Genomic DNA, 20643 nt, shown 5'->3' on the forward strand with positions numbered 1-20643 from the left:
TTTTGATTTTTAAATAAATTTTAGATAATTTTTCCTTGAGCAAAGGTGTTGTTCCCTCCACCTTTAACATCATACTTACCGTTATTTTTAAATAATTCAATTGCTTTATTTTCATTTGAAATATTTTCACTTACAGAAACTATAAAAACTTTATCAACAGTGTTTGCAAATTTAATTACTAAGTTTTCAAATTTATTTTGTAACTTATCTGAAAGAGCTTTTAGTTCTTTCATTTCAAGATCATTAATCTCTAATTCAATTATATTAATACCATTTGATTCAACTGGTTCGATATTTGAATATTTAGATAAACTTTCTTCTATCATAATGTCTTCAACTTCTTTTTGGTAAAGTTTAAATAAATTTTTAATTTCATTAACTTTTTGTTTAATGGAAATTAAATTAATTTTAGTAACATCCATAGAAAGTATTGAATTTATTTCATTTTCAATATTTTCATTTTTAACTTTAAGTTTGAAGTTATTAAATTTATCTATGATAGGAGAAATTTCAGCCTTTTGTTTTCTAAATTGCTCATTTAAGTAGTTAGCAACTTCTTTGTGACTTGTAACGGCATGGTATCTAAATACACCACTACCTTTTGATTCAACACTTGTTATTAATAAGTCTTCAATATCTTTTGTGTTTTCTACATGAGTTCCACCACAAAGTTCACAAGAAAATTTACCAAATTTAATAACCCTAACAGTTCCACCATATTTTTCAGTAAACAAAGCAAGGGCATTGTGTTTTTCAACAGCTTCTTCAAGAGAACAATAGATAATTTCTCTTGGTATAGAGTTTTTAATCTCTCTATTTATTGCGCTATGAATTTTATCTAGTTCTTCTTGGCTTGGTAATCTGTTATAAGAAATATCTATTCTTAATCCATTTTCATCATTGTAACTACCACTTTGTAAAGCATCTTTTCCTAAAACTTCTTGAATACCAGCTTGTAGTATATGAGTTCCAGAGTGGTTTTTCATAGTGTAGAATCTCTTCTCACTATTTATTTCAGCTTTAACATTATCTCCAACTTTTAAAGTTCCATTAATTTGAACCTTGTGTATGTGTTGGCCATTCAGTCCTGCTTGTACATCTAATACTAAATGACGATTTTCATTATCATCTATTAAGTGACCATTATCTGAAGCTTGTCCACCTTTTTCGGCATAGAAAGGAGTTTTTTCTAAAGTTACAAAAACAACTTTGTCTGTAGCTGATTCTAAAGATGTTTCATCTTCAAATATAAAGTTTACTTTGGTTTCAACCTCTTCAACTTCATATCCAACAAATTCACTTTCAACTTTTAAACCAGTTAAAATAGCAGATTGTTTATTTCAAGCTTTATCGTCTTTTCTTGAATTTCTAGCAAGATCTTTAGCTTGTTCTAATAATTTTTCATAACTTTCAAGATCAACTTCAACTTCTGATTCTGTTGCGATTTCAACTGTTAATTCTATTGGGAAACCAAATGATTCAAATAGTAATAAAGCATTCTTACCAGTTACTTTGTTTTCGGTTTTAATAATGTTTTCTAAGTGTTCAAATCCTTTTGAAAGAGTTTTTAAGAATCTTAATTCTTCTTGTTTAATGATTTCTTTTACAGAATCTGCTTTTTCAACTAAGTAAGGATAAAAGTCTTTCATTGCTTCAATTACTTTATCTACTAATTTATATAAGAAAGCTTCTTGAATACCAAGTTTTCTTCCATATACCGAACTTCTTCTAATTAATCTTCTAATAATGTATCCTCTGTCTTTATTTCCAGGGAATACACCATCACTAATTGCAAAAACAACTGCTCTAACGTGGTCTGCAATTACTTTGAAACCAGTATTAATTTTTGTTTGTTCTTTATTTTCATTGTAATAGTTATCTATTGAATATTTGAATTCAGAGTTACATAATTTTTCAACCTCTTGAATAGTTGGAAAGAAAATATCTGTTTCAAAGTTTGTAGGAGCATCTTGGAATATTGATACTAGTCTTTCAAATCCAGCACCAGTATCTATATTTTTCCTTGGAAGTTCTGCATAGTTATTGTTTCCATCATTATTGAATTGTGAAAATACAATATTTCAAATTTCAATATATCTATCGTTTTCAATATCGTCTTTTAAAAGTCTAGGTCCTATGTTTTCTGGGTCTCATTTTTCTCCACGATCAAAGAATATTTCAGTATTAGGTCCACAAGGTCCTTGTCCAACGTCTCAAAAGTTTGTATCTCTTGGTCCTTTGAATATGTGATCTTCTTTTATACCAATTGTTTTAGTTCAAACATTATAAGCTTCTTCATCTTCATTAAAAACAGTTATATATAAAAGTTCTGGATCTATATCAAATCACTTTGGAGAAGTTAAAAGTTCTCAAGCAAATTCTATTGCTTCTTTTTTAAAGTAATCTCCAATTGAGAAGTTACCTAACATCTCAAACATAGTTTGGTGTCTTGCAGTGACTCCAACATTTTCAATATCATTTGTTCTAATAGATTTTTGAGAATTAGTTAGTCTTGGTGATGGAGGATTCATTCTTCCATCAAAATATGGTTTTAGTGTTGCAACCCCTGAGTTTATTCATAATAAACTTGGATCATCAACAGGAACTAAACTAACAGGTTCTAAAAAATAGTGATCTTTTGATTTAAAGAAATCCAATCACATTTGTCTAATTTCGTTTGCAGAAAGTCTTTTCATTTATATTTTCTCCTTACAGATAACAAAATAATTTTAGCATAATAGGTCTTTGATTATTTAATAAAGCACTCTTTGTGCACCGCCATTGTTATTCCACTAAATTCAACTTCATTATAATTTTCGTTATTATAAAACTTAATATTTCACGCTTTTCCATCATTTGAGTTTGAGTAATGAACATTATAGTTCATAGGTTCTAAACAAACTATACATAATCTATGAATATCGAATTTATCTTCTTCTTTTCCACATTGACACAACAATGCATTGCTTCAAGCATTTGTTGCTATATCATCTAATTTAATTTTTTCCATGTAATTACCTCTTGTTAATATTTTAAACAAAAAAGGTTCTTATAGAACCTTTTATTTGTTATAGTTAGGAGCTTCTTTTGTTAACTCCACATCGTGAGGATGACTTTCTTTTAAACTTGCGCTTGTTATCTTAACAAATTTTGTGTTTAAGCGAAGTGAATCAATTGTTTCACTTCCAGTATATCCCATACCACTTTTTAATCCACCCATCAATTGGAAAATAACATCTTTCATTTTTCCTTTGAATGGAACTCTAGCTTCAATTCCTTCTGGAACTAATTTTTTAGCACCTTTTTGGAAGTATCTATCACTACTTCCTCTTTTCATTGCAGCAAGCGATCCCATACCAACATAAGTTTTGTATTTTTTACCATTTGCAATAATTTCTTCTCCAGGTGATTCTTCAGTACCAGCAAAAATACTTCCCATCATAACACTGTGTGCTCCAGCAGCCAATGCTTTTACGATGTCTCCAGAGTATTTAATTCCCCCATCAGCAATAACTGTAAGGTCTTTGTCTTGAGCGAAGTTGAACACTTCATTAATTGCTGTAATTTGAGGAACTCCAACTCCAGCAACAACTCTTGTAGTACAAATACTTCCAGGACCCACTCCAACTTTAACTCCGTTTGCTCCAGCTTCATAAAGTGCTTTTGCACCTTCTGCAGTACAAATATTTCCTGCAATAATGTCTAAGTCTTTGTATTTTGCTCTAATATTTTTTATAACATCCAAAATACCTTTACTGTGACCGTGAGCTGAGTCTACTACAATTACATCAACTTGTGCTTTTACTAAAGCATCAACTCTTTCCATGCAATCTCCACTAACTCCAACAGCTGCAGCGACTCTTAATCTTCCTTTTGCATCTTTACATGCATTTGGGTGATCAATAGCTTTATCAATATCTTTTGTGGTAATTAAACCAGTTAAAAAATTATTTGAATCTACAATTGGAAGTTTCTCAATTCTGTTTTTTAATAATATTTCTTTAGCTTGTTCTAAACTTGTAGATGGATTACCTGTAATTAGGTTTTCCTTTGTCATTATTACATCTACTTGAGCTTGAAAATCTTCAAAATATTTTAAATCTCTATTTGTAACAATACCGATTAACTTTTGGTTTTCATCAACTACTGGTAAACCAGAAATTTTATATGTTGCCATAATTTCATTAGCTTTTTCAACAGTTGTTTCTTTTGTTATTGTTATAGGATCTGTTATGAAACCAGATTCATTTCTTTTAACTTTTTGAACTTCTAAAACTTGTTCTTCAATTGTTAAGTTTTTGTGAATAACACCAATTCCTCCAGATCTTACCATTTCAATAGCAAGTCTTGATTCAGTAACTGTATCCATTGCAGAACTTAATAAAGGTATGTTAAGTTCAATATTTTTAGTTAGTTTAGTTTTCAAACTAACTTCACTTGGTAAAACTTCAGAATAACCAGGAACCAATAAAACATCATCAAAAGTTATTCCATCATTTATAAGTTTTCCATATAAATCATTTTTATTCATATTTTATCTCCTTATTCTCATTCAATTGTTCCAGGTGGTTTTGATGTAATATCATAAACCACTCTGTTAACTCCATCAACTTTGTTGATGATTTCATTTACAACTTTATCTAAGAAATCTCATGGTAAATGAGTGCTTGAAGCTGTCATAAAATCTATTGTGTTTACACTTCTTAGTGCAACTACATAATCATAAGTTCTGTTATCACCCATAACTCCAACAGTTTTTACAGGTAATAGTGTAACAAAAGCTTGAGAAACTTCGTTATATAGGTTTGCTTCAATTAAGTTTGAGATAAAAATATCATCTGCTTCTCTTAAAATGTCACATTTTTCTTTTGTAACTTCACCTATAACTCTAACTCCAAGACCAGGTCCTGGGAATGGGTGACGATCTATCATTAAATCTGGTATTCCCAATTCTCTACCAACAGCTCTAACTTCGTCTTTAAATAATTCTCTTAATGGTTCTAGAAGTTCAAATTTTAAATCTTCTGGTAAACCACCTACGTTATGGTGTGATTTAATAGTTTTTGAAACATGACCATTACTTGATGATTCAATAACATCTGGATAAATTGTTCCTTGCGCTAAGAATTTAGCTCCTTGCATTTTTCTTGCCTCATCACTAAATACTTCAATAAATTTACGTCCAATTGTTTTTCTTTTATCTTCAGGATCTGATTGACCTTTAAGAGCACTGTAAAAGTCATTTCCAACATCAACTAATTTGATATTCATATCAAATTCTTTGTTATATAAATCCATAACTTTTTTAGCTTCATCTTTTCTTAATAATCCAGTATCAACTAAAATACAAGTTAATTGTTTACCAATCGCTTTTGAAATTAAAGCTGCAGCCACAGAAGAATCTACACCACCTGATAAACCAAGAATTACTTGTTCTTCTCCAACAACTTCTTTAATTTCTTCAATTTTATTTTTGATGAACTCTTTCATTTCTCAATCTTTTTCACATTTAGAAATTTCAAATAAGAAGTTTTCTAACATTTGTGTACCTTGTTCAGAGTGAGTAACTTCAGCATGGAATTGAATTCCATATATTCTTTTCTCTTCATTTGCTATTCCAGCAACTGAAGAATCAGAGTGAGCAATTTGCTTAAATCCATTTGGCATTTGTGTTAAATGGTCAGCATGACTCATTCAAACTTGTGATTCATTTTTTACATTTTTAAATAATAAAGTATTTGAATCATCTATAAATAACTTTGCTTTACCAAATTCTTGTGAATCTGCTAATTCAACTTTACCACCAAACATTTCAGTGATTAATTGCATTCCATAACATACTCCAAGTATTGGAACATTTAAATCAAATAGACCTTTATCAACAGTATATGCTTCTTTTAAATAAACACTGTTTGGTCCTCCAGAGAATATAATTGCTTTTAAATTCTCATATTTTTCTAGATCCGCTTTTGTTTTATCAAAAGGAATTACTTCAGCAAAAACATTTAGATTTCTAACCCTTCTTGCTAATAGTTGTGTGTATTGACTTCCAAAGTCTAAAATAAGTATTTGTGTTTTCGACATGTTTGTACCTCTCAGAAAAAAACAATAAAAGTTTTTCTTTTTATTATACAACAAAAAAACCAACATAGTTTTATGTTGGTTTTTTAACTAAAAGTTAATTGGTTTACCAGATTCTAATGCCTCTGCAGCTTCACCAATAGCTTCACTCAATGATGGGTGAGGATGGATTGCTCTTGCAATTTCACTAATAGTTGCTTCAGATTCCATTACTGTTGTAATTTCAGAAATCATATCTGTTGCAGTATTAGATATAATGTGACAACCTAATACTTGTTTAAATTTAGGTTCACAGATTAATTTAACAAATCCTCCTGTGTTACCGTCTGCTAATGCTTTACCAATTGCAGCAAATGGGAATTTATATACTTGATACTCAGTTCCAGATTTTTTAAGTTCATCTTCTGTTTTACCAACAGCAGCCACTTCTGGATAAGTATAGATACAACTTGGAACTCTATCAAAGTTCATAGTTAAATCTTCAGCATGTTCATTTCCTAATCTTCTTGCAATTCTATTTGCAGCTATTATTCCTTGATGAGAAGCAACGTGTGCTAACATCATTTTTCCAGTAACATCACCAATTGAGTAAACTCCATCGATGTTTGTTTCACAGTACTCGTTTACATTAATATGTCCACGTTCGTTCATTTCTAAACTAATGTTTTCAAATCCTTCAGTTACAACTTTACGTCCAACTGATTGTAAGCAATAATCTGCTTTGATTTTGTATTCTTTACCGTCTTTTTCATAAACAACTTCATTTTTACCAAATGATTTTGTACTTACTCCATATATAATTTCTAAGTTTCCTCTTGATAATAATTCTTTTGTCATTTCTTTAGAAACATCACTGTCTAACATTTTTAAAATAGTTGGTAAGAATTGTAATACAGTAACTTTTGTTCCAAGTCTTTTGTAAACACAAGCAAATTCGATACCAATAACTCCACCACCAATAATAACTAATTCTTTTGGAATTTTTGGAAGTGATAAAGCACCCGTAGAGTCAATTAAGAATCCTGACTCCATAGCTTCTTTTGCTCCTGGTAAGTTAAAGTGATTTGGTACACTTCCTGTTGCAACAATTAAGTTGTCACAAGTATATTGTTTACCATCTACTTCAACTGTATTTTTATCGATAGCTTTTGCAAAACCTTCAACTGAAGTAACTTTATTTTTTTTCAATAAACCTTTAACTCCAGTTGTTAGTTTCCCAACAACATCATCTTTTCTTGCTTGAATTGCTTTTCAGTCATCTTTAACTCCTGAAATATCAACTTGAATTCCGTATTTATCTGCACGTTTTGTAATTTGCTCATATAGGTAAGCTGATTTTAATAAAGTTTTAGTTGGGATACATCCAATATTTAGACAAACCCCTCCATAATTTCCTTTTTCAACAATCATAGTTTTTAAACCTAATTGTGCACATTTAATTGCTGAAACATATCCACCAACTCCAGCTCCAATTACGATAACTTCATAATGGTTTGCTGGATCTTTTGGAGTAAATTTAGGCGCAGGCTTTAATGGCCCACCTTTTCCTTGTGCAAGTCCTGACATGTTTACATTATTTACAGCATTAACAATTGTTTCTACTGCAGATTTTTTAGGTGGAACAGTTCTTGTTCTACCTCTTGATAATAAGTCATTTGAAACTGGTGTTGCACCAACAACTGATGCATTCTCTTCTTCAGGTTCAGCTTTTGCTTCTTGAGGAGCATCACCTTTACCATCATCTATTTCAACAACAACTTCACCAACTTTAATTTCTTGGTTAGCTGAGATTAAAATCTTAGCAACCTTTCCATCAACTGGTGCATAAATATCTGAAGTAACTTTGTCAGTTTCAACATTAAATAGGGCATCACCCATTTTAACTTCGTCTCCAACTTTAACTAAAACTTCAGTAACTGTTCCTTCTGTTAAACCTTCTCCAATGTCTGTGAATTTTACTTTAAACATATTTCTAATTCTCCTAAACCAATAGAGTTGCAGGATTTTGTAAGTAGTATGCTACTCTTGTTAAGAATCTTCCTGCATCTGCTCCATCAATTACTTTATGATCTGCTGTAATTGAGAAAGGCATATAGTCTCTAATTTCGATTTTGTCATTTATTACCCCAGGAGCTCTTGTAATTGTTCCAACTCCTAAGATAGCTGATTCTGGAAAGTTAACGATTGGTGTTGCATAGTCTAAACCTACAGCTCCAAAGTTTGTAACAGTAAATGTTGCACCACTCATTTCGCTTGGTGCCAATTTTTTGGCTCTTGCTTTAATTGCAAGGTCATTAATTTTTACAGCAATTTGTAAAACACTTAATTTGTCTGCTCCTTTAATTACAGGAACCATTAATCCATCTGGTGTATCACATGCCATACCGATATTAATTTGTTGTGCAAATTTTGTAGCTTTATTTTCTTCGTCAATTCTTACATTTAAGTTTGGCATATCTTTTAAAGCGTTTGCACTAGCTTTAATAATGAAAGCTAAGTAAGTTAATTTAACTCTTAATGAATCTGCATGTCCTTTTAATTGTTTTCTGATATTTACTAATTCTGTAATATCTAGATTTCTTAATCCTGTAAATCCAGCAACTTTTTCATGAGCTGTTGTCATTGCTTTTACTGTTGCTTTTCTTATAGGGTTTCAAGGTTTTGATTCAAATGTTAATGGTTCATTAATTTCAGGAACTGAAATTAATGGGTTTGAGTAATCTATTGCAGGTGCTTTTGATCCTCCACCCATTGGTGCAGCAACAGCTACTTGTGGGTTTGCTTGGAATGATTGGACATCCGCAACTAAGATTCTTCCGTTTGGTCCAGTTGGTGAAACTTTTGATAAGTCTACTCCCATAACTGCAGCCATTTTTCTAGCAAGCGGTGATGCTTTAACATCAACATTGCTATTATCAATAATACTTGCTTGAGAAACAACAGCTTGTTTAGGAGCAACTTCTCTAGCCTTTCTTGAAATAACTTCATTTGAAACTGGTGTTGCACCAACAACTGAAGCATTCTCTTCAACCGGTTCGGCTTTTGCTTCTTGAGGAGCATCACCTTTACCATCATCTATTTCAACAACAACTTCACCAACTTTGATTTCTTGGTTTGCTGAGATTAAAATCTTAGCAACCTTTCCATCAACTGGTGCATAAATATCTGAAGTAACTTTGTCAATTTCAACATTAAATAGGGCATCACCCATTTTAACTTCGTCTCCAACTTTAACTAAAACTTCAGTAACTGTTCCTTCTGTTAAACCTTCTCCAATGTCTGCGAATTTTACTTTAAACATATTTCTAATTCTCCGTGACTATTTAAAATTTGTAATTTAAAATTTCTTCCATTTTAACTAAGATTTTTTTTGGATGAGGTTGGTGATATGCTTCACCTGAATCAAAAGGAATAACAATGTCATATCCTGTACATCTCATTGAAGGTGCTTTTAAATATTCAAAACATTCTTCATTTACTGATGCAACAATTTCTGATGATACTGAAAATGATCTAATTGCTTCATGAACAACTAATAATCTTCCAGTTTTTTTAACTGATTCAAAGATCATTTCTTTGTCTCAAGGTTGAATTGAACGTAAGTCAATTAACTCGATTGTAACATCTGGGTTTTTTGCTTCTAATTCATCAATAGCTTTTTGACAATCTACAGTTTGTGCTCCGTAAGTTACAACTGTTAAGTCATTACCTTCTTGTATTTTGAAAGCCTTACCAATTTCAACTGTATAAAATCCTTCAGGAACTTCTTGTTTGAAAGCTCTGTATAATTTTGTTGGTTCAAAAACAATAACTGGATCTGGTGATTCAATTGCTGCTAATAATAAACCTTTTGTATCATATGGTGTTGAAGGACAAACTACTTTAATCCCTGGAGTATGTGCATACATTGCTTCCATAGCTTCAGAGTGTAATTCAAGAGCTCTAATTCCACCACCCATTGGCATTCTTATAACAACTGGTGTTGGGTATTTTCCTCTTGTTCTGTTTCTCATTCTACCCATGTGTCCTAAAATATTTTGTAATGATGGTCATCCTAGACCTTCAAATTGTAATTCAACAACTGGCTTCATTTTATTGATAGCCATACCCAAAGCTACTCCAGCAAATACAGCTTCTGAAATTGGAGCATCAAAACATCTTTTTTCTCCAAATTTAGCTTGTAGTCCTTCAGTAGCTCTAAATACTCCACCTTCATAACCAGCGTCTTCTCCGTAAACCACTACGTCGTCTCATTTTTCCATTGCAACTTCAAGTGCTTCTGAAACTGCTTTAACGTTATTTAAAACTTTCATTAATGGTGTCCTCCTTGTGCAACTTCTGGATATTTAGCAAAGAATTCTTTAGCTTCTTGATATTGTTTTTCAAGATCAGGTGTTTTTTCAGCGAATTGGAAGTTGAATACATCTTCTAAATCATATGATTTATTTGCTTCAGCTCAATCAAATTCACCTCTAATAAATTCATCTTGTTCTTTGTCTAATTTTTCTTGTTTTTTATCATCTCAAAGACCTTTTTCAACTAAGAATTTTTTCATTCTTACTAAAGGATCTTTAGTTTGAGCTTCTGCAAACTCATCTTTTGGTCTATAGATATCTGGGTTATCTGATGAAGAGTGAGCCCCTAATCTATAAGTATCAAATTCAATGAAAACTGGTCCGTTTCCACTTCTTGCATATTCCACTGCTTATTGAGCAACAGCATAACAAGCTAAAATATCATTTCCATCAACTTTAATTGAAGGCATACCTGTTGCTATACCTTTTACAGCTATGTTGATTGATTTAGTTGATTTTTTATATGGAGTTGAGATAGCTCATTTGTTGTTTTCACAAATAAATACAACTGGTAGTTCGTGTAACTTAGCAAAGTTCATTGCTTCATAAGTTTCACCTTCACTCATACCACCATCTCCTGTAGTAGTTACAGCAACTCCTCCTGTTCCTCTATATTTTTCAGCAAAAGCAATACCTGTTGCTTGTGAATATTGAGAACCAATAATAATGTTAGGTGGAAGAGAGTTTACACCTTCTGGCGATTGCCCACCATATTCATTTCCCATTCAATAAAGCATGATGTTTCTCATTGGCATTCCAACATTTAATCATGCAGCATTGTTTCTGTATCCTGAAGCAAATCAGTCTTTACCTTTGATTAACGGTAAAGTATAGCCTATTTCTGCTGCTTCTTGTCCAGTTGAAGATAAGAAAGATAATAATCTACCTTGTCTTTGTGCTTTGTTTTGGAAATCATCTTGTCTTCTTGATAAGTTCATTAATTTATAAGCTTCAACCATTTCTTTGTCGCTCATTTTTGGCATTAATTTTTCATCTAAGATTTTTCCATCTTTATCCATAATACGAACTATTTCGTCTTTTAATGGATCAAATTTTCCTATATATTTCATTTTTACCTCCTATTGAATTAATAAGTCCAGGATGTCTTGTGTAGTAAAGTTTTCTCCAAATACACCTTTAAGATCTGAACTGTCTAAGACTTTTTCTAATTCGAATGTTTCATATTTTTTGTTAATTAGATTTTTCTCTATATCTTCAGTACCTTTAAAACCTAAAAAGTCTCCGAAAAATTTAGCTTCTGCAATAATTCCTTGTTCTATTCTTAAAAGAACCTCAACAGAACCTTTGCCCTCTAATCTTTGTTTATTTCTATAATCGAAATCTGCATTTTTGGCAAAGTTTCAATCAGAATTTTTGAATTTACTTTCACTTAATTCTTTTATTTGATCAAGTTCTTCATTAGTTAATTCAATTGTTTTGATTTCATCCATTTCTTTATATGTATCAATTAATTGATTCATAAAATCTTGAATATCAATCTTGTTTTCTACCTCTGAGTTAATATTTGTAACTCTAGCTGCAATTGATTTGATATTTTTTGAAAGAATTTTAGCTCTATCAACTGTTAAATAATTTGTTAACTTATCCAAATTTGCATTAAACAAAATTGTTCCGTGTTGAAGAAATCTGTCTTCATGCTTTCACATTGCATTTCCAGATATTTTTTTACCATTTAACTCAATATCATTTCTTCCTGAGAACTTTGCATCCACACCAAGTTTATTAAGTGTTTTGATAACAGGTTCTAACATTGAAGAGAACAATGATACCGCTTTGTTTTCAATATCAGTATAAATAATACTAAAGTTCATATTTCCTAAGTCATGAAAAACAGTTCCACCACCACTATTTCTTCTAACAATATTTACAGAATCCTTTTGAGCATTTTGAAGATTAATCTCTCACGCTGCATTTTGGTTTCTTCCAACAACAATGGTGTTGTCGTTTTGTCATAAAAACAATATTGGTTCATCGTATTTTCTTGACTTTACAAAGTATTCTTCTGTAGCCAAGTTTATTGCAGGGTCCACACAAGAAGTTTTATAAATAAACATTCGAATTTCCCTTCCTATACTCTTATATTTTAAGTCTTTTATTTCATTTATGGAAAAAATTTTTAAAGTATGAAAAAAATTTTCAAAAAAATTCTCTATTTAAAATTTGAATGTGGAAATATTTTTTAATACCTTAAATACTAAGCTAAAAAAAGATATAATCTTTTATAAAGGAGCTGAATATATGCAATTACAACACTTATCTAAAAAAAGATTAATACTTATAGATTTAGACGGTACTGCTTTAATGGCTAATGGGGAAGAAATCCACGAGAAAACAAGAGATGTTCTTGTTCAAGCAAGAAAAGATGGACATGAAGTTTGTATAATAACAGGTCGTCCTCATAGAGCAAGTATAAGGTTTTATAATGAGTTAGGTTTAACTACATTATTAACTAACTTTGATGGGGCTCATATTCATGATCCCATTTCTAAAAAATTCAAAAGAATTGTTTTTCCAATAAGTGAAGAAATAGTTAGTGAAATAATGAATCACGAAACAATAAAAAAATCTATTTCAAACATTTTAGTTGAATCATATAACAAAGCAATGGTTAGAGAAAGAGATGAATTTGTAGAAAACTTTTTTCATCTAGATGACGTTGTTGATGATGAATATAAAGTTATAGATCCTTACGAACATTGAGAAGGAGCTGCAACAAACGTAGTTCTTTTCATTGATACTGAAGACAACAAAGATGAGGTCTTAAGGGTTTTAGAAAAATTCAAAAATACAATTAAAATACAATCTGGAAACGTTTATGGTAATCTAAGTAAAAATTCAAAACTTATGGTTACACTAACTAACAAAATAGTTAATAAAGGTTTTGTAACTGACATATTAGCTCAATATTACAACAAAGATATTAGAGACGTTATTGCTTTTGGAGACCAAATGAATGATTATGAAATGATTCAAAAAGTTGGTTACGGAGTAGCTATGAAAAACGGAAATGATGAACTTAAAAATATTGCAGCAGGTATTACAAACCTAACTAACAACGAAGGTGGAGTTGGAGAATACCTTGAAAAACTATTAAAAGGATTAGAAGTTTAAAAAAACTGGCAAGCCAGTTTTTTTATTTTGTCATTTTTTCTAATTCAATTACTAATCTATCTATTTCTTCAACTAAAGGAAGATAAGTATTTTTATCTAAAAAGTCTACACCCACTTCTTTTAATATTTCTAGAGGTTCTTTTGATCCACCCATTTTTAAGAAGTTAATAATATTATCTTTATTGTCATTTTTAAAGTCGTTATATAGTTTGAAGCTTGCAACTAAATCAATTGCATATTTATAAACATAAAAAGGTGATTGAAAGAAATGAGATATATATGGTCATGAATAATTTGGTTCATCTTTGTCATCAAATTCATCATATCCAAACTCGTTTTGTTTTTGAACATACAAATCTTTTAATATTTCTGTAGTTATTGGTTTATCTTCTTCTATAAGTTTATGAGCACTATATTCAAAATCAGCAAACTGTATTTGTCTGTAGAATGTAGAAATTAAATCAAACAATCTTTGTTGAACTAAATATTTCTTTTCCTCCACATCATTTGTATTTGAATATAGAAAATCAAATAATAAATGTTCATTGAATGTAGAGGCAACTTCAGCTAGTATGATTGGATAATTATTTAATGGATAAGGTTGAACCTCATCTGCAAATAAAGTATGCACCGAGTGTCCGACCTCATGAGCTAATGTGCTCACCGATCCAAGTTTGTCATCTCAATTCATTAAGATAATTGGTTCTACTCCATTACCCCCAGATGAATATGCTCCATCAGATTTGTTATCATCTTCATAATAGTCAATTAAGTTTTCCTTAAATGCTATTTCAAGTTTTGTAATATATTCTTCTCCTAAAACTTTAAGAGATTCTTTTACAACTTGTTTTCCTTCTTCTACATTAAATTTCTTATTGTAAGCTTTAGATACTTTTAATAATCTATCTGTTGAATAAAATTTATCTAGTTTATATATATTTTTGATTAGTCTATTATATTTTTTAAAAGCATCAATTGTTTCTTTACCGAACTCAATTAGTTTTAAATATATTTCTTCACTAACTTGATCATCGAATAAATTCATTTCTAATATTGAATTATAATTTCTTACATTCTTATTTTCATATTGTTCTTGAATTATTGCTTCATATATTTTTGCAAAACTATGTTTTCTAGAAATAAAGTTTTGAAAATATTTTTGCTGAGCTTCTTTTCTTTTTTCTTGATCTACTTTAGGATCAGAATCTTCCATTATTTCTCTGTATAGAGAAGAAGTTAACTCGACCTCTTCATCCTTTCAAATTATTTTAGTAGATTGTCTATCTGCATAGGCAAGTGAATCATACAAATTACCAACTGCATTTCTACTTCTTTCAACCTTACTCATTAATTCTTCTTCACTACTTGAAAGAATAAATTTAGATGATTTAAAAAAAGTTCTAAAGTAATAACTATAATTTTCATTATTACTTTCTTTTAACCATTGATTAATTTTTTCTTCTCCAATTTCTTTAAGTTCATTTAATAAGAATGAACCTTTAATTTTAGATTCTTGATAAAAATTATCTAGCATAGAAGATAACTCTTGGTTTTCATTATCTGTTTGATCTATATCTATTAAATGAGCATACTGATTTAGTTTAGTTAATAAAAAATCCTTTTCCTTATCTAGTTCAAGATATTTTAAAAAGTTTTCTTTGATGTTCAATTTATCTTTTAAATTTAATATCTTATCGCAAATTTCTTTAGCTTCTATTAAATCTAATTTTCATTCTTCAAAATTTTTATATAGATGAGAAAAGTCCCATTTATATTTTGCTTGTGCTTCGTTTCTTTTCATAAACTTATTATATAAAATAAAAAATCTCTTAACGAGATTTTTTGACTATTTATTTAATAATTCGAACATTGTTCTTAACATTGGTGATCTACCACGTTTGTTTGTATCTGCAGTTGATGCGATGTCTAAGTGAATGTATTCTTTACCTTCAGCAAATGAATCTAAGAATGCAGCAGCTGTTGATGAACCTGCTTGTCTTCCTGGTTCTGAGTTTGCTAGGTCAGCTACTTTAGAACATTGCATTGCTTTTAAGTGTTCTGCAATAACAGGCATTCTTCAAACTGATTCTTGTGCTTTTTGAGCAGCTTCAGCAAATTCTTCATAGAATGAATCATTTGTTGAGAAAGTTCCAGTGAATCATCTTCCTAAAGCAATATCGATTGCTCCAGTTAATGTTGCAACTGTAATCAATCTATCAGCTTTTGCTTCTCTAACAGCAAATGTTAATCCGTCAGCTAACACTAATCTTCCTTCAGCATCTGTATTTGTAATTTCTACAGTTTTACCATTCATTGATTTAATAACTGATTCAGTTAGTGTTGCATGTCCACCAATTCTGTTATCTGTTAATAAAGCGATTGAAACTACGTTTACTTTTGCTTTTGCTTTTGCTAAAGCCATAACTGTTGAAGTAACAATTGCAGCTCCTGACATATCAAATTTCATGTTTTCAATAAAGTTAGAAGGTTTTAAGTTGTATCCTCCAGTATCGAAAGTAATACCTTTACCTACTAATGCAGTTCTTTTTTTAGAAGAATCTGATGTATATTCCATAACAACAACTCTTGCTTCAACGTGACTTCCGGCATTAACTGAAAGTAATAATCCCATACCTAAAGCTTCGATTTGTTTTTTATCATATACAGTAACTTTTACATTTGGAACACCTTTTGCTTTTTCAACCATTCTGTTTGCAATTTCTACTGATGTACCAATGTTTGGTGGTAAGTCTTGTAGATCTCTTGCAAAATCCATGTATTCCATTTTAATCATTGATGTTTCATATAAAGCATTATATTCTTCATCAAAAATAAAGTTGATTAATTTTGGTTCTGTTGAATTTTCTTTGTAGTCTAAATCTTTATGTGATGCAAAAACTACTGATTCTATTATTTTTTGAAATGCTTCTTCGGCATTTGGAAATATAGTTAAGAATGAATCAACGTCGATATTTAAATCATATTTATTTGATTTAATAAATGATTCTAAGTTGCTTCCTAAATCTTTTAAACATTTTTTGTCTCCAACATAGTAATAAATGATTTTATCTCCACTTATTAATGTTGTAGCTCCATCTTCTTTTAAAACTAGGTCATTTATAATTTGTTTTGACTCAACAGCTTTAACAGTAAGAGTGAATTGTGGTCCGTTATTTGTTATCATTTTAATTCTCCTTTGATTTACAAGTAAGGCGACTTGCTTCGCAAGTACGCCAATAAGCACGCTACGCGTGCTACACAACACTACATATAATATAACAAAAAAAACGCAAGAGATAAACTCTTTGCGTTTTTTTAAACTTCTATATCAAATAATAATTTATTTAAATACTTATTAAATCACTCATTAGTACCAGTTAAATCAGGATAATTTTTTTTAGTTTCATCTTTAAAATATAACTCTAAAAATACAAGAGATCCATTAATTCCACCTGTAACTTGAAAATCTTTAACAGTTGTTTTATCAACAGTATCAACATAATTATTTCTCATATCCCTAATTTCCACCATATTAGTATTTTTATCAGTACAAGAAACAACAACAGCACTAGAGACAGGAACTAAACTTATAGCGCCAAATAAAGATAATAATTTTTTCATAATTTTTTCTCCTTTTTAAAAGAATAACAAAAAAATACCTTAATTAAAAGGTATTAATATTAGTATTTTTGGAAAAAAATTATTTAAATTTCATTAGCTATTTTGTAATGACAAATCGAAAAAAATTAAAATAAGTCAATATTTGTGGTAAATTTTAAAAAATACATTGGAATATTTTCTAAAATATTTTACCTAACGCAATAGCTATTGCTAAAGTAAGAATAGAATAAACCATCAAAGAAAAAGTAACGTTAAAGGCAAATAAATTTTGAATAGATTTTAATAACTCTGTTGTACCAACTAAAGACTGAATTAAAGGTCCTGTAATCTTATTAAAACCTGTAAAATCTAAAACAGTATTAATTAAATATATTCCAGCGTTAGTAACACATCCAAAAAGATTAGTTATAGAACATGTCATATATGGAATATTAAAATTTCCACTAGGATTTTGAACTACATTATTTCAATCATTTGAATTATAAATAGTAAAATTTAAATCTCTTAAAATTATATTTTTAATTCTATCTGTTGAATTACTATTAAATCCTAAAATTGTAGAAAATGAATTAAAACCTTTTATTTGATTTTCAATAGCATAATTTACTAATTCAATATCAGGTGTACTAGTATTTGAAGAACCAGTGGAATAATCAAAAATAGAACTTTTACTATTTAAATATTGATAATAATTTTGATTAGAATCATAAATAATGTTTGAAATATTATCATATTTAGCTTGAAAACTAAAAGGTAAAACTTCATTTCCTTCTACCATTCTTTTATCCATATTTACTAATAACCCTTTTGGATAAAGGTTAAAACCATTTTTTATAAAAATATTATAGTTAATAAAGTGCTTTTTTAAAACAGTGCTATAAGGCATATTCATAATAACATTTGTGTCTGGATCTAAATCAAAAATAAATTGAACTAAATTTCTATAAAAACTATTAAAAAGATTAATAATTTCATTAATATTATATTCCTGGTTTAATTTATACTTATCAAAAAACTTATTTAAAGCATTTTCAAAATCAAAATTAAAAACTAATCTAGAACTATTAAAACTATATGGACTTTGATTTTCAATTAAGGGAGTAAATAAAACATTAAAAAAGTCATAATAAATATTTTCTTTTCCAGAACCACCAGTAACTTTAAATTCAAATTCTTTGTTATTAACAACATCTAATAAGCTAAATTTGTCTTTATAAATTTGAAATGAAAAATACTCTTTATCTTTAATTACTAAATCCAAATCATAAAAGTTATCAAAAGCAAATTGTGAATAAAAATAAAGAACTCATTTTTTAACTCAATAATTAGTATTATCACTATTAATAGAACTGGAATCAAACCAAGTACTAGTATCGTTAAAATCTTTTAATGGTGTCAAACCAATAGAAAAAGCATAGTTTTTAGGGTTTATACCTTGATTAAAGAAATCAGATCTTAACATTAATTGAGATTGAACATCATATTTAGATATTTTGTCATAAGATATATTTTCAGGTTGAACAGAAGCAAAAGTATTAATTTCATTAATCAATCTATTTCTAACTCCTATTTTAGTACCAACATCTAAAGTTAATGGCAATGACGAAAATAAAGATACTATAAAACTAAAGAAAATTGAAAAAAACATATAATCACTCCTTATCCAAAAAATAACCTTAAAACCATAATTAAAGTACCAAAACTTAAAAATAATAATCATATAGGATGTGTAGTTATTATAAATAATTGACTAACAAGCTGATAAAAATCATTTTCACTACCAAATCAATATTTAATATATTCTAATGAAATTGCAGCTGCACTACCAATATTAGTAATAACAGTAAAACCCACAAGTAAGAAAAAGGCAAGATAAACAAATAATTTAACCATTATCTATTTTCCTTTATGTTCAATTGCTTTTGGAGAATTTGAACCACTAGACTCATTAGGTTTATCATTTGCTTTACCATTATCTCTTACCTTAAATTTTTGACCTGATTTTCTTACTGCTTTACTGTGTGCGTTTTTAACATTACCACTTAAACTACTAAATCTTGTATCACTACCTAAAATCATTAACATAACCTTAATAATTGCTGCAGTAATTCATATTGTATAAAGTGGTATATCTGTTGCAGGTAAAGTTAAGGATCACATTCAATCTGCACACTTCATAAATATATCAACAATGACGTTTATTGCTTCATTTCAAGTATCTTCATAAGCTAAAAACATATTAATCATCCTTTCTAGAAATATATAAATCAATTAAATAATTAAATAACAAGTTTATTAAATGAAACACAAGCAAGAGTATAGTTGATATAGAAACTGAAATTAAAATCATTAATCATGTAGACATATTATCACTCCTTTAAAAACCAAAAATATATAAATAAACAAAAAATAAAAATACAATAAAATATTCAAATTCCAAGTACTATTCAAACAACCATATAAATACTCCTTTTAATCTATATTTTCTAATAAATTATTCATACCTAATTTTCTTAATTCATTTATACCTATTTGTGCTTTAACTGAATCTGAAATTTTATCATTATTTATAAATTCTTTTCAATAATAGAATTCATCTTTTTTATCTGATTTAAAATCTCTCACAAAAGATAAATATTTACTATCATAGGTTTTGGCAACGCTTAATGGAATTCTTAAATTAAAGACATATATTCCAAATTTAGGGTTATTTTTTAATTTTGGACTTTCACCCTGAGCTATTAATTTAATTGACTGACTTTCATAAGTTAAATAATTATCTAAATTTGTAAAGCCCCACAGAACCATTTTAAAGCTTCTATTCATAAATCAAGGTCTTTTTATAATACGTGGTATTAAAACTAAATTAGCAGGTTCTCTATAGTCTATAAAGTGCTGATTAATTCTTTGACCTGCAAATATTAAATTTAAATCAAATTGTCTTGCTAATAAATAACTAGGAATAGTACCAGAATATTTTGCTTTGGTACTTTTATTATCAGTTGCGTTCATGTATAAATAAATTTCGTCCAAACATACTAAACTATTCTTTTCTGGTAACGAATAATCTTTATTTTTAAAATCTAAATTATTTAAACCAACAACTTTTGCCTTTTTATTATCAACAAACCAATTTGAGTAAATATTTCTATTTTTAGCATATTGTAATAAATAAGTCATTAATAAAGTTTTACCACTACCCAATGAACCATTAATAAGGGTAATAGGACAATTTTTTAATACATTATTTAATCGAGCAAAATTTAAAAAACTTAAAATTCAATTAATTAAATATATACCAAATATTACAAAAAAAGCTATTATTGCTAATGTTTTAAAAAGTCCATTCGATCTAGAAATAAAAATTCAACATATACTATAAGCAATAGTTATTCATTTACTGTGTATTTCTAATCAATTAAAATACCATTTTCAATATTTAAAATATTTCATA

16 protein-coding genes and 1 pseudogene are annotated in these 20643 nt (G+C 28.9%); 1 reads left to right on the plus strand and 16 read right to left on the minus strand.

What is annotated here, in order from left to right:
• Nucleotides 1–20 precede the first annotated feature (20 nt).
• The 9 genes and pseudogenes from alaS to AACL10_RS04370 form a co-directional block, all read right to left on the minus strand.
• Nucleotides 21–2696 carry an alanine--tRNA ligase gene (alaS, locus tag AACL10_RS04330; RefSeq protein ID WP_338984927.1) on the minus strand — a complete coding sequence of 892 codons (2676 nt, stop codon included), beginning with the start codon at nt 2694–2696 and terminating at the stop codon, nt 21–23.
• Between the two features lie 53 nt (nt 2697–2749).
• On the minus strand, nt 2750–3010 hold the full coding sequence (locus tag AACL10_RS04335; RefSeq protein WP_338984929.1) for a hypothetical protein: 261 nt from the start codon (nt 3008–3010) through the stop codon (nt 2750–2752).
• Nucleotides 3011–3061: 51 nt separating this feature from the next.
• On the minus strand, nt 3062–4531 hold the full coding sequence (guaB, locus tag AACL10_RS04340) for an IMP dehydrogenase (RefSeq protein ID WP_338984930.1): 1470 nt from the start codon (nt 4529–4531) through the stop codon (nt 3062–3064).
• Nucleotides 4532–4542: 11 nt separating this feature from the next.
• Complete coding sequence (gene guaA, locus AACL10_RS04345) at nt 4543–6084, minus strand: glutamine-hydrolyzing GMP synthase (RefSeq protein WP_338984932.1); 1542 nt, start codon at nt 6082–6084, stop codon at nt 4543–4545.
• 87 nt (nt 6085–6171) lie between these two features.
• Nucleotides 6172–8049 (minus strand): dihydrolipoyl dehydrogenase, encoded by a 1878-nt coding sequence (lpdA, locus tag AACL10_RS04350; RefSeq protein WP_338984934.1) that lies wholly within the window; start codon nt 8047–8049, stop codon nt 6172–6174.
• Nucleotides 8050–8062: 13 nt separating this feature from the next.
• Nucleotides 8063–9382 carry a dihydrolipoamide acetyltransferase family protein gene (locus tag AACL10_RS04355; protein WP_338984935.1) on the minus strand — a complete coding sequence of 440 codons (1320 nt, stop codon included), beginning with the start codon at nt 9380–9382 and terminating at the stop codon, nt 8063–8065.
• Nucleotides 9383–9404: 22 nt separating this feature from the next.
• Entirely contained in the window at nt 9405–10394 is a 990-nt protein-coding gene (locus AACL10_RS04360; protein WP_338984937.1) for an alpha-ketoacid dehydrogenase subunit beta, read from the minus strand.
• A pseudogene (pdhA, locus tag AACL10_RS04365) lies at nt 10394–11506 on the minus strand (pyruvate dehydrogenase (acetyl-transferring) E1 component subunit alpha). Before pdhA ends, AACL10_RS04360 begins: the two are co-directional and overlap by 1 nt.
• A gap of 9 nt (nt 11507–11515) precedes the next feature.
• Nucleotides 11516–12511 carry a lipoate--protein ligase gene (locus AACL10_RS04370; protein ID WP_338984939.1) on the minus strand — a complete coding sequence of 332 codons (996 nt, stop codon included), beginning with the start codon at nt 12509–12511 and terminating at the stop codon, nt 11516–11518.
• Nucleotides 12512–12695: 184 nt separating this feature from the next.
• Between AACL10_RS04370 and AACL10_RS04375 the strand changes: the two genes are divergently transcribed.
• Nucleotides 12696–13568, plus strand: coding sequence for a Cof-type HAD-IIB family hydrolase (locus tag AACL10_RS04375; protein ID WP_338984941.1), 873 nt, complete (start codon nt 12696–12698; stop codon nt 13566–13568).
• A gap of 22 nt (nt 13569–13590) precedes the next feature.
• Here AACL10_RS04375 and pepF read toward each other — a convergent pair whose 3' ends face one another.
• The 7 genes from pepF to AACL10_RS04410 all read right to left on the minus strand — a co-directional run bounded on the left by pepF (nt 13591) and on the right by AACL10_RS04410 (nt 20642).
• Nucleotides 13591–15369, minus strand: a complete 1779-nt coding sequence (pepF, locus tag AACL10_RS04380) for an oligoendopeptidase F (protein ID WP_338984943.1) — start codon at nt 15367–15369, stop codon at nt 13591–13593.
• 45 nt (nt 15370–15414) lie between these two features.
• Nucleotides 15415–16752 (minus strand): M17 family metallopeptidase, encoded by a 1338-nt coding sequence (locus tag AACL10_RS04385; protein ID WP_338984945.1) that lies wholly within the window; start codon nt 16750–16752, stop codon nt 15415–15417.
• A gap of 131 nt (nt 16753–16883) precedes the next feature.
• The gene (locus AACL10_RS04390; RefSeq protein WP_338984947.1) at nt 16884–17189 is read right to left on the minus strand and encodes a lipoprotein; all 306 of its coding nucleotides are present in this window, start codon (nt 17187–17189) and stop codon (nt 16884–16886) included.
• 178 nt (nt 17190–17367) lie between these two features.
• The gene (locus AACL10_RS04395; RefSeq protein WP_338984949.1) at nt 17368–18837 is read right to left on the minus strand and encodes a hypothetical protein; all 1470 of its coding nucleotides are present in this window, start codon (nt 18835–18837) and stop codon (nt 17368–17370) included.
• Nucleotides 18838–18848: 11 nt separating this feature from the next.
• A complete protein-coding gene (locus AACL10_RS04400) occupies nt 18849–19082 on the minus strand; it encodes a hypothetical protein (protein WP_338984951.1) in 234 nt (77 codons plus the stop codon).
• 3 nt (nt 19083–19085) lie between these two features.
• Nucleotides 19086–19427 carry a hypothetical protein gene (locus AACL10_RS04405; protein WP_338984953.1) on the minus strand — a complete coding sequence of 114 codons (342 nt, stop codon included), beginning with the start codon at nt 19425–19427 and terminating at the stop codon, nt 19086–19088.
• A 234-nt stretch (nt 19428–19661) separates the two neighbouring features.
• Nucleotides 19662–20642, minus strand: coding sequence for a hypothetical protein (locus AACL10_RS04410; protein ID WP_338984955.1), 981 nt, complete (start codon nt 20640–20642; stop codon nt 19662–19664).
• Nucleotide 20643 lies beyond the last annotated feature (1 nt).

It is taken from the genome of Spiroplasma endosymbiont of Diplazon laetatorius (genome assembly GCF_964019625.1).
Lineage (GTDB): Bacteria > Bacillota_I > Bacilli_A > Mycoplasmatales > Mycoplasmataceae > Spiroplasma_A.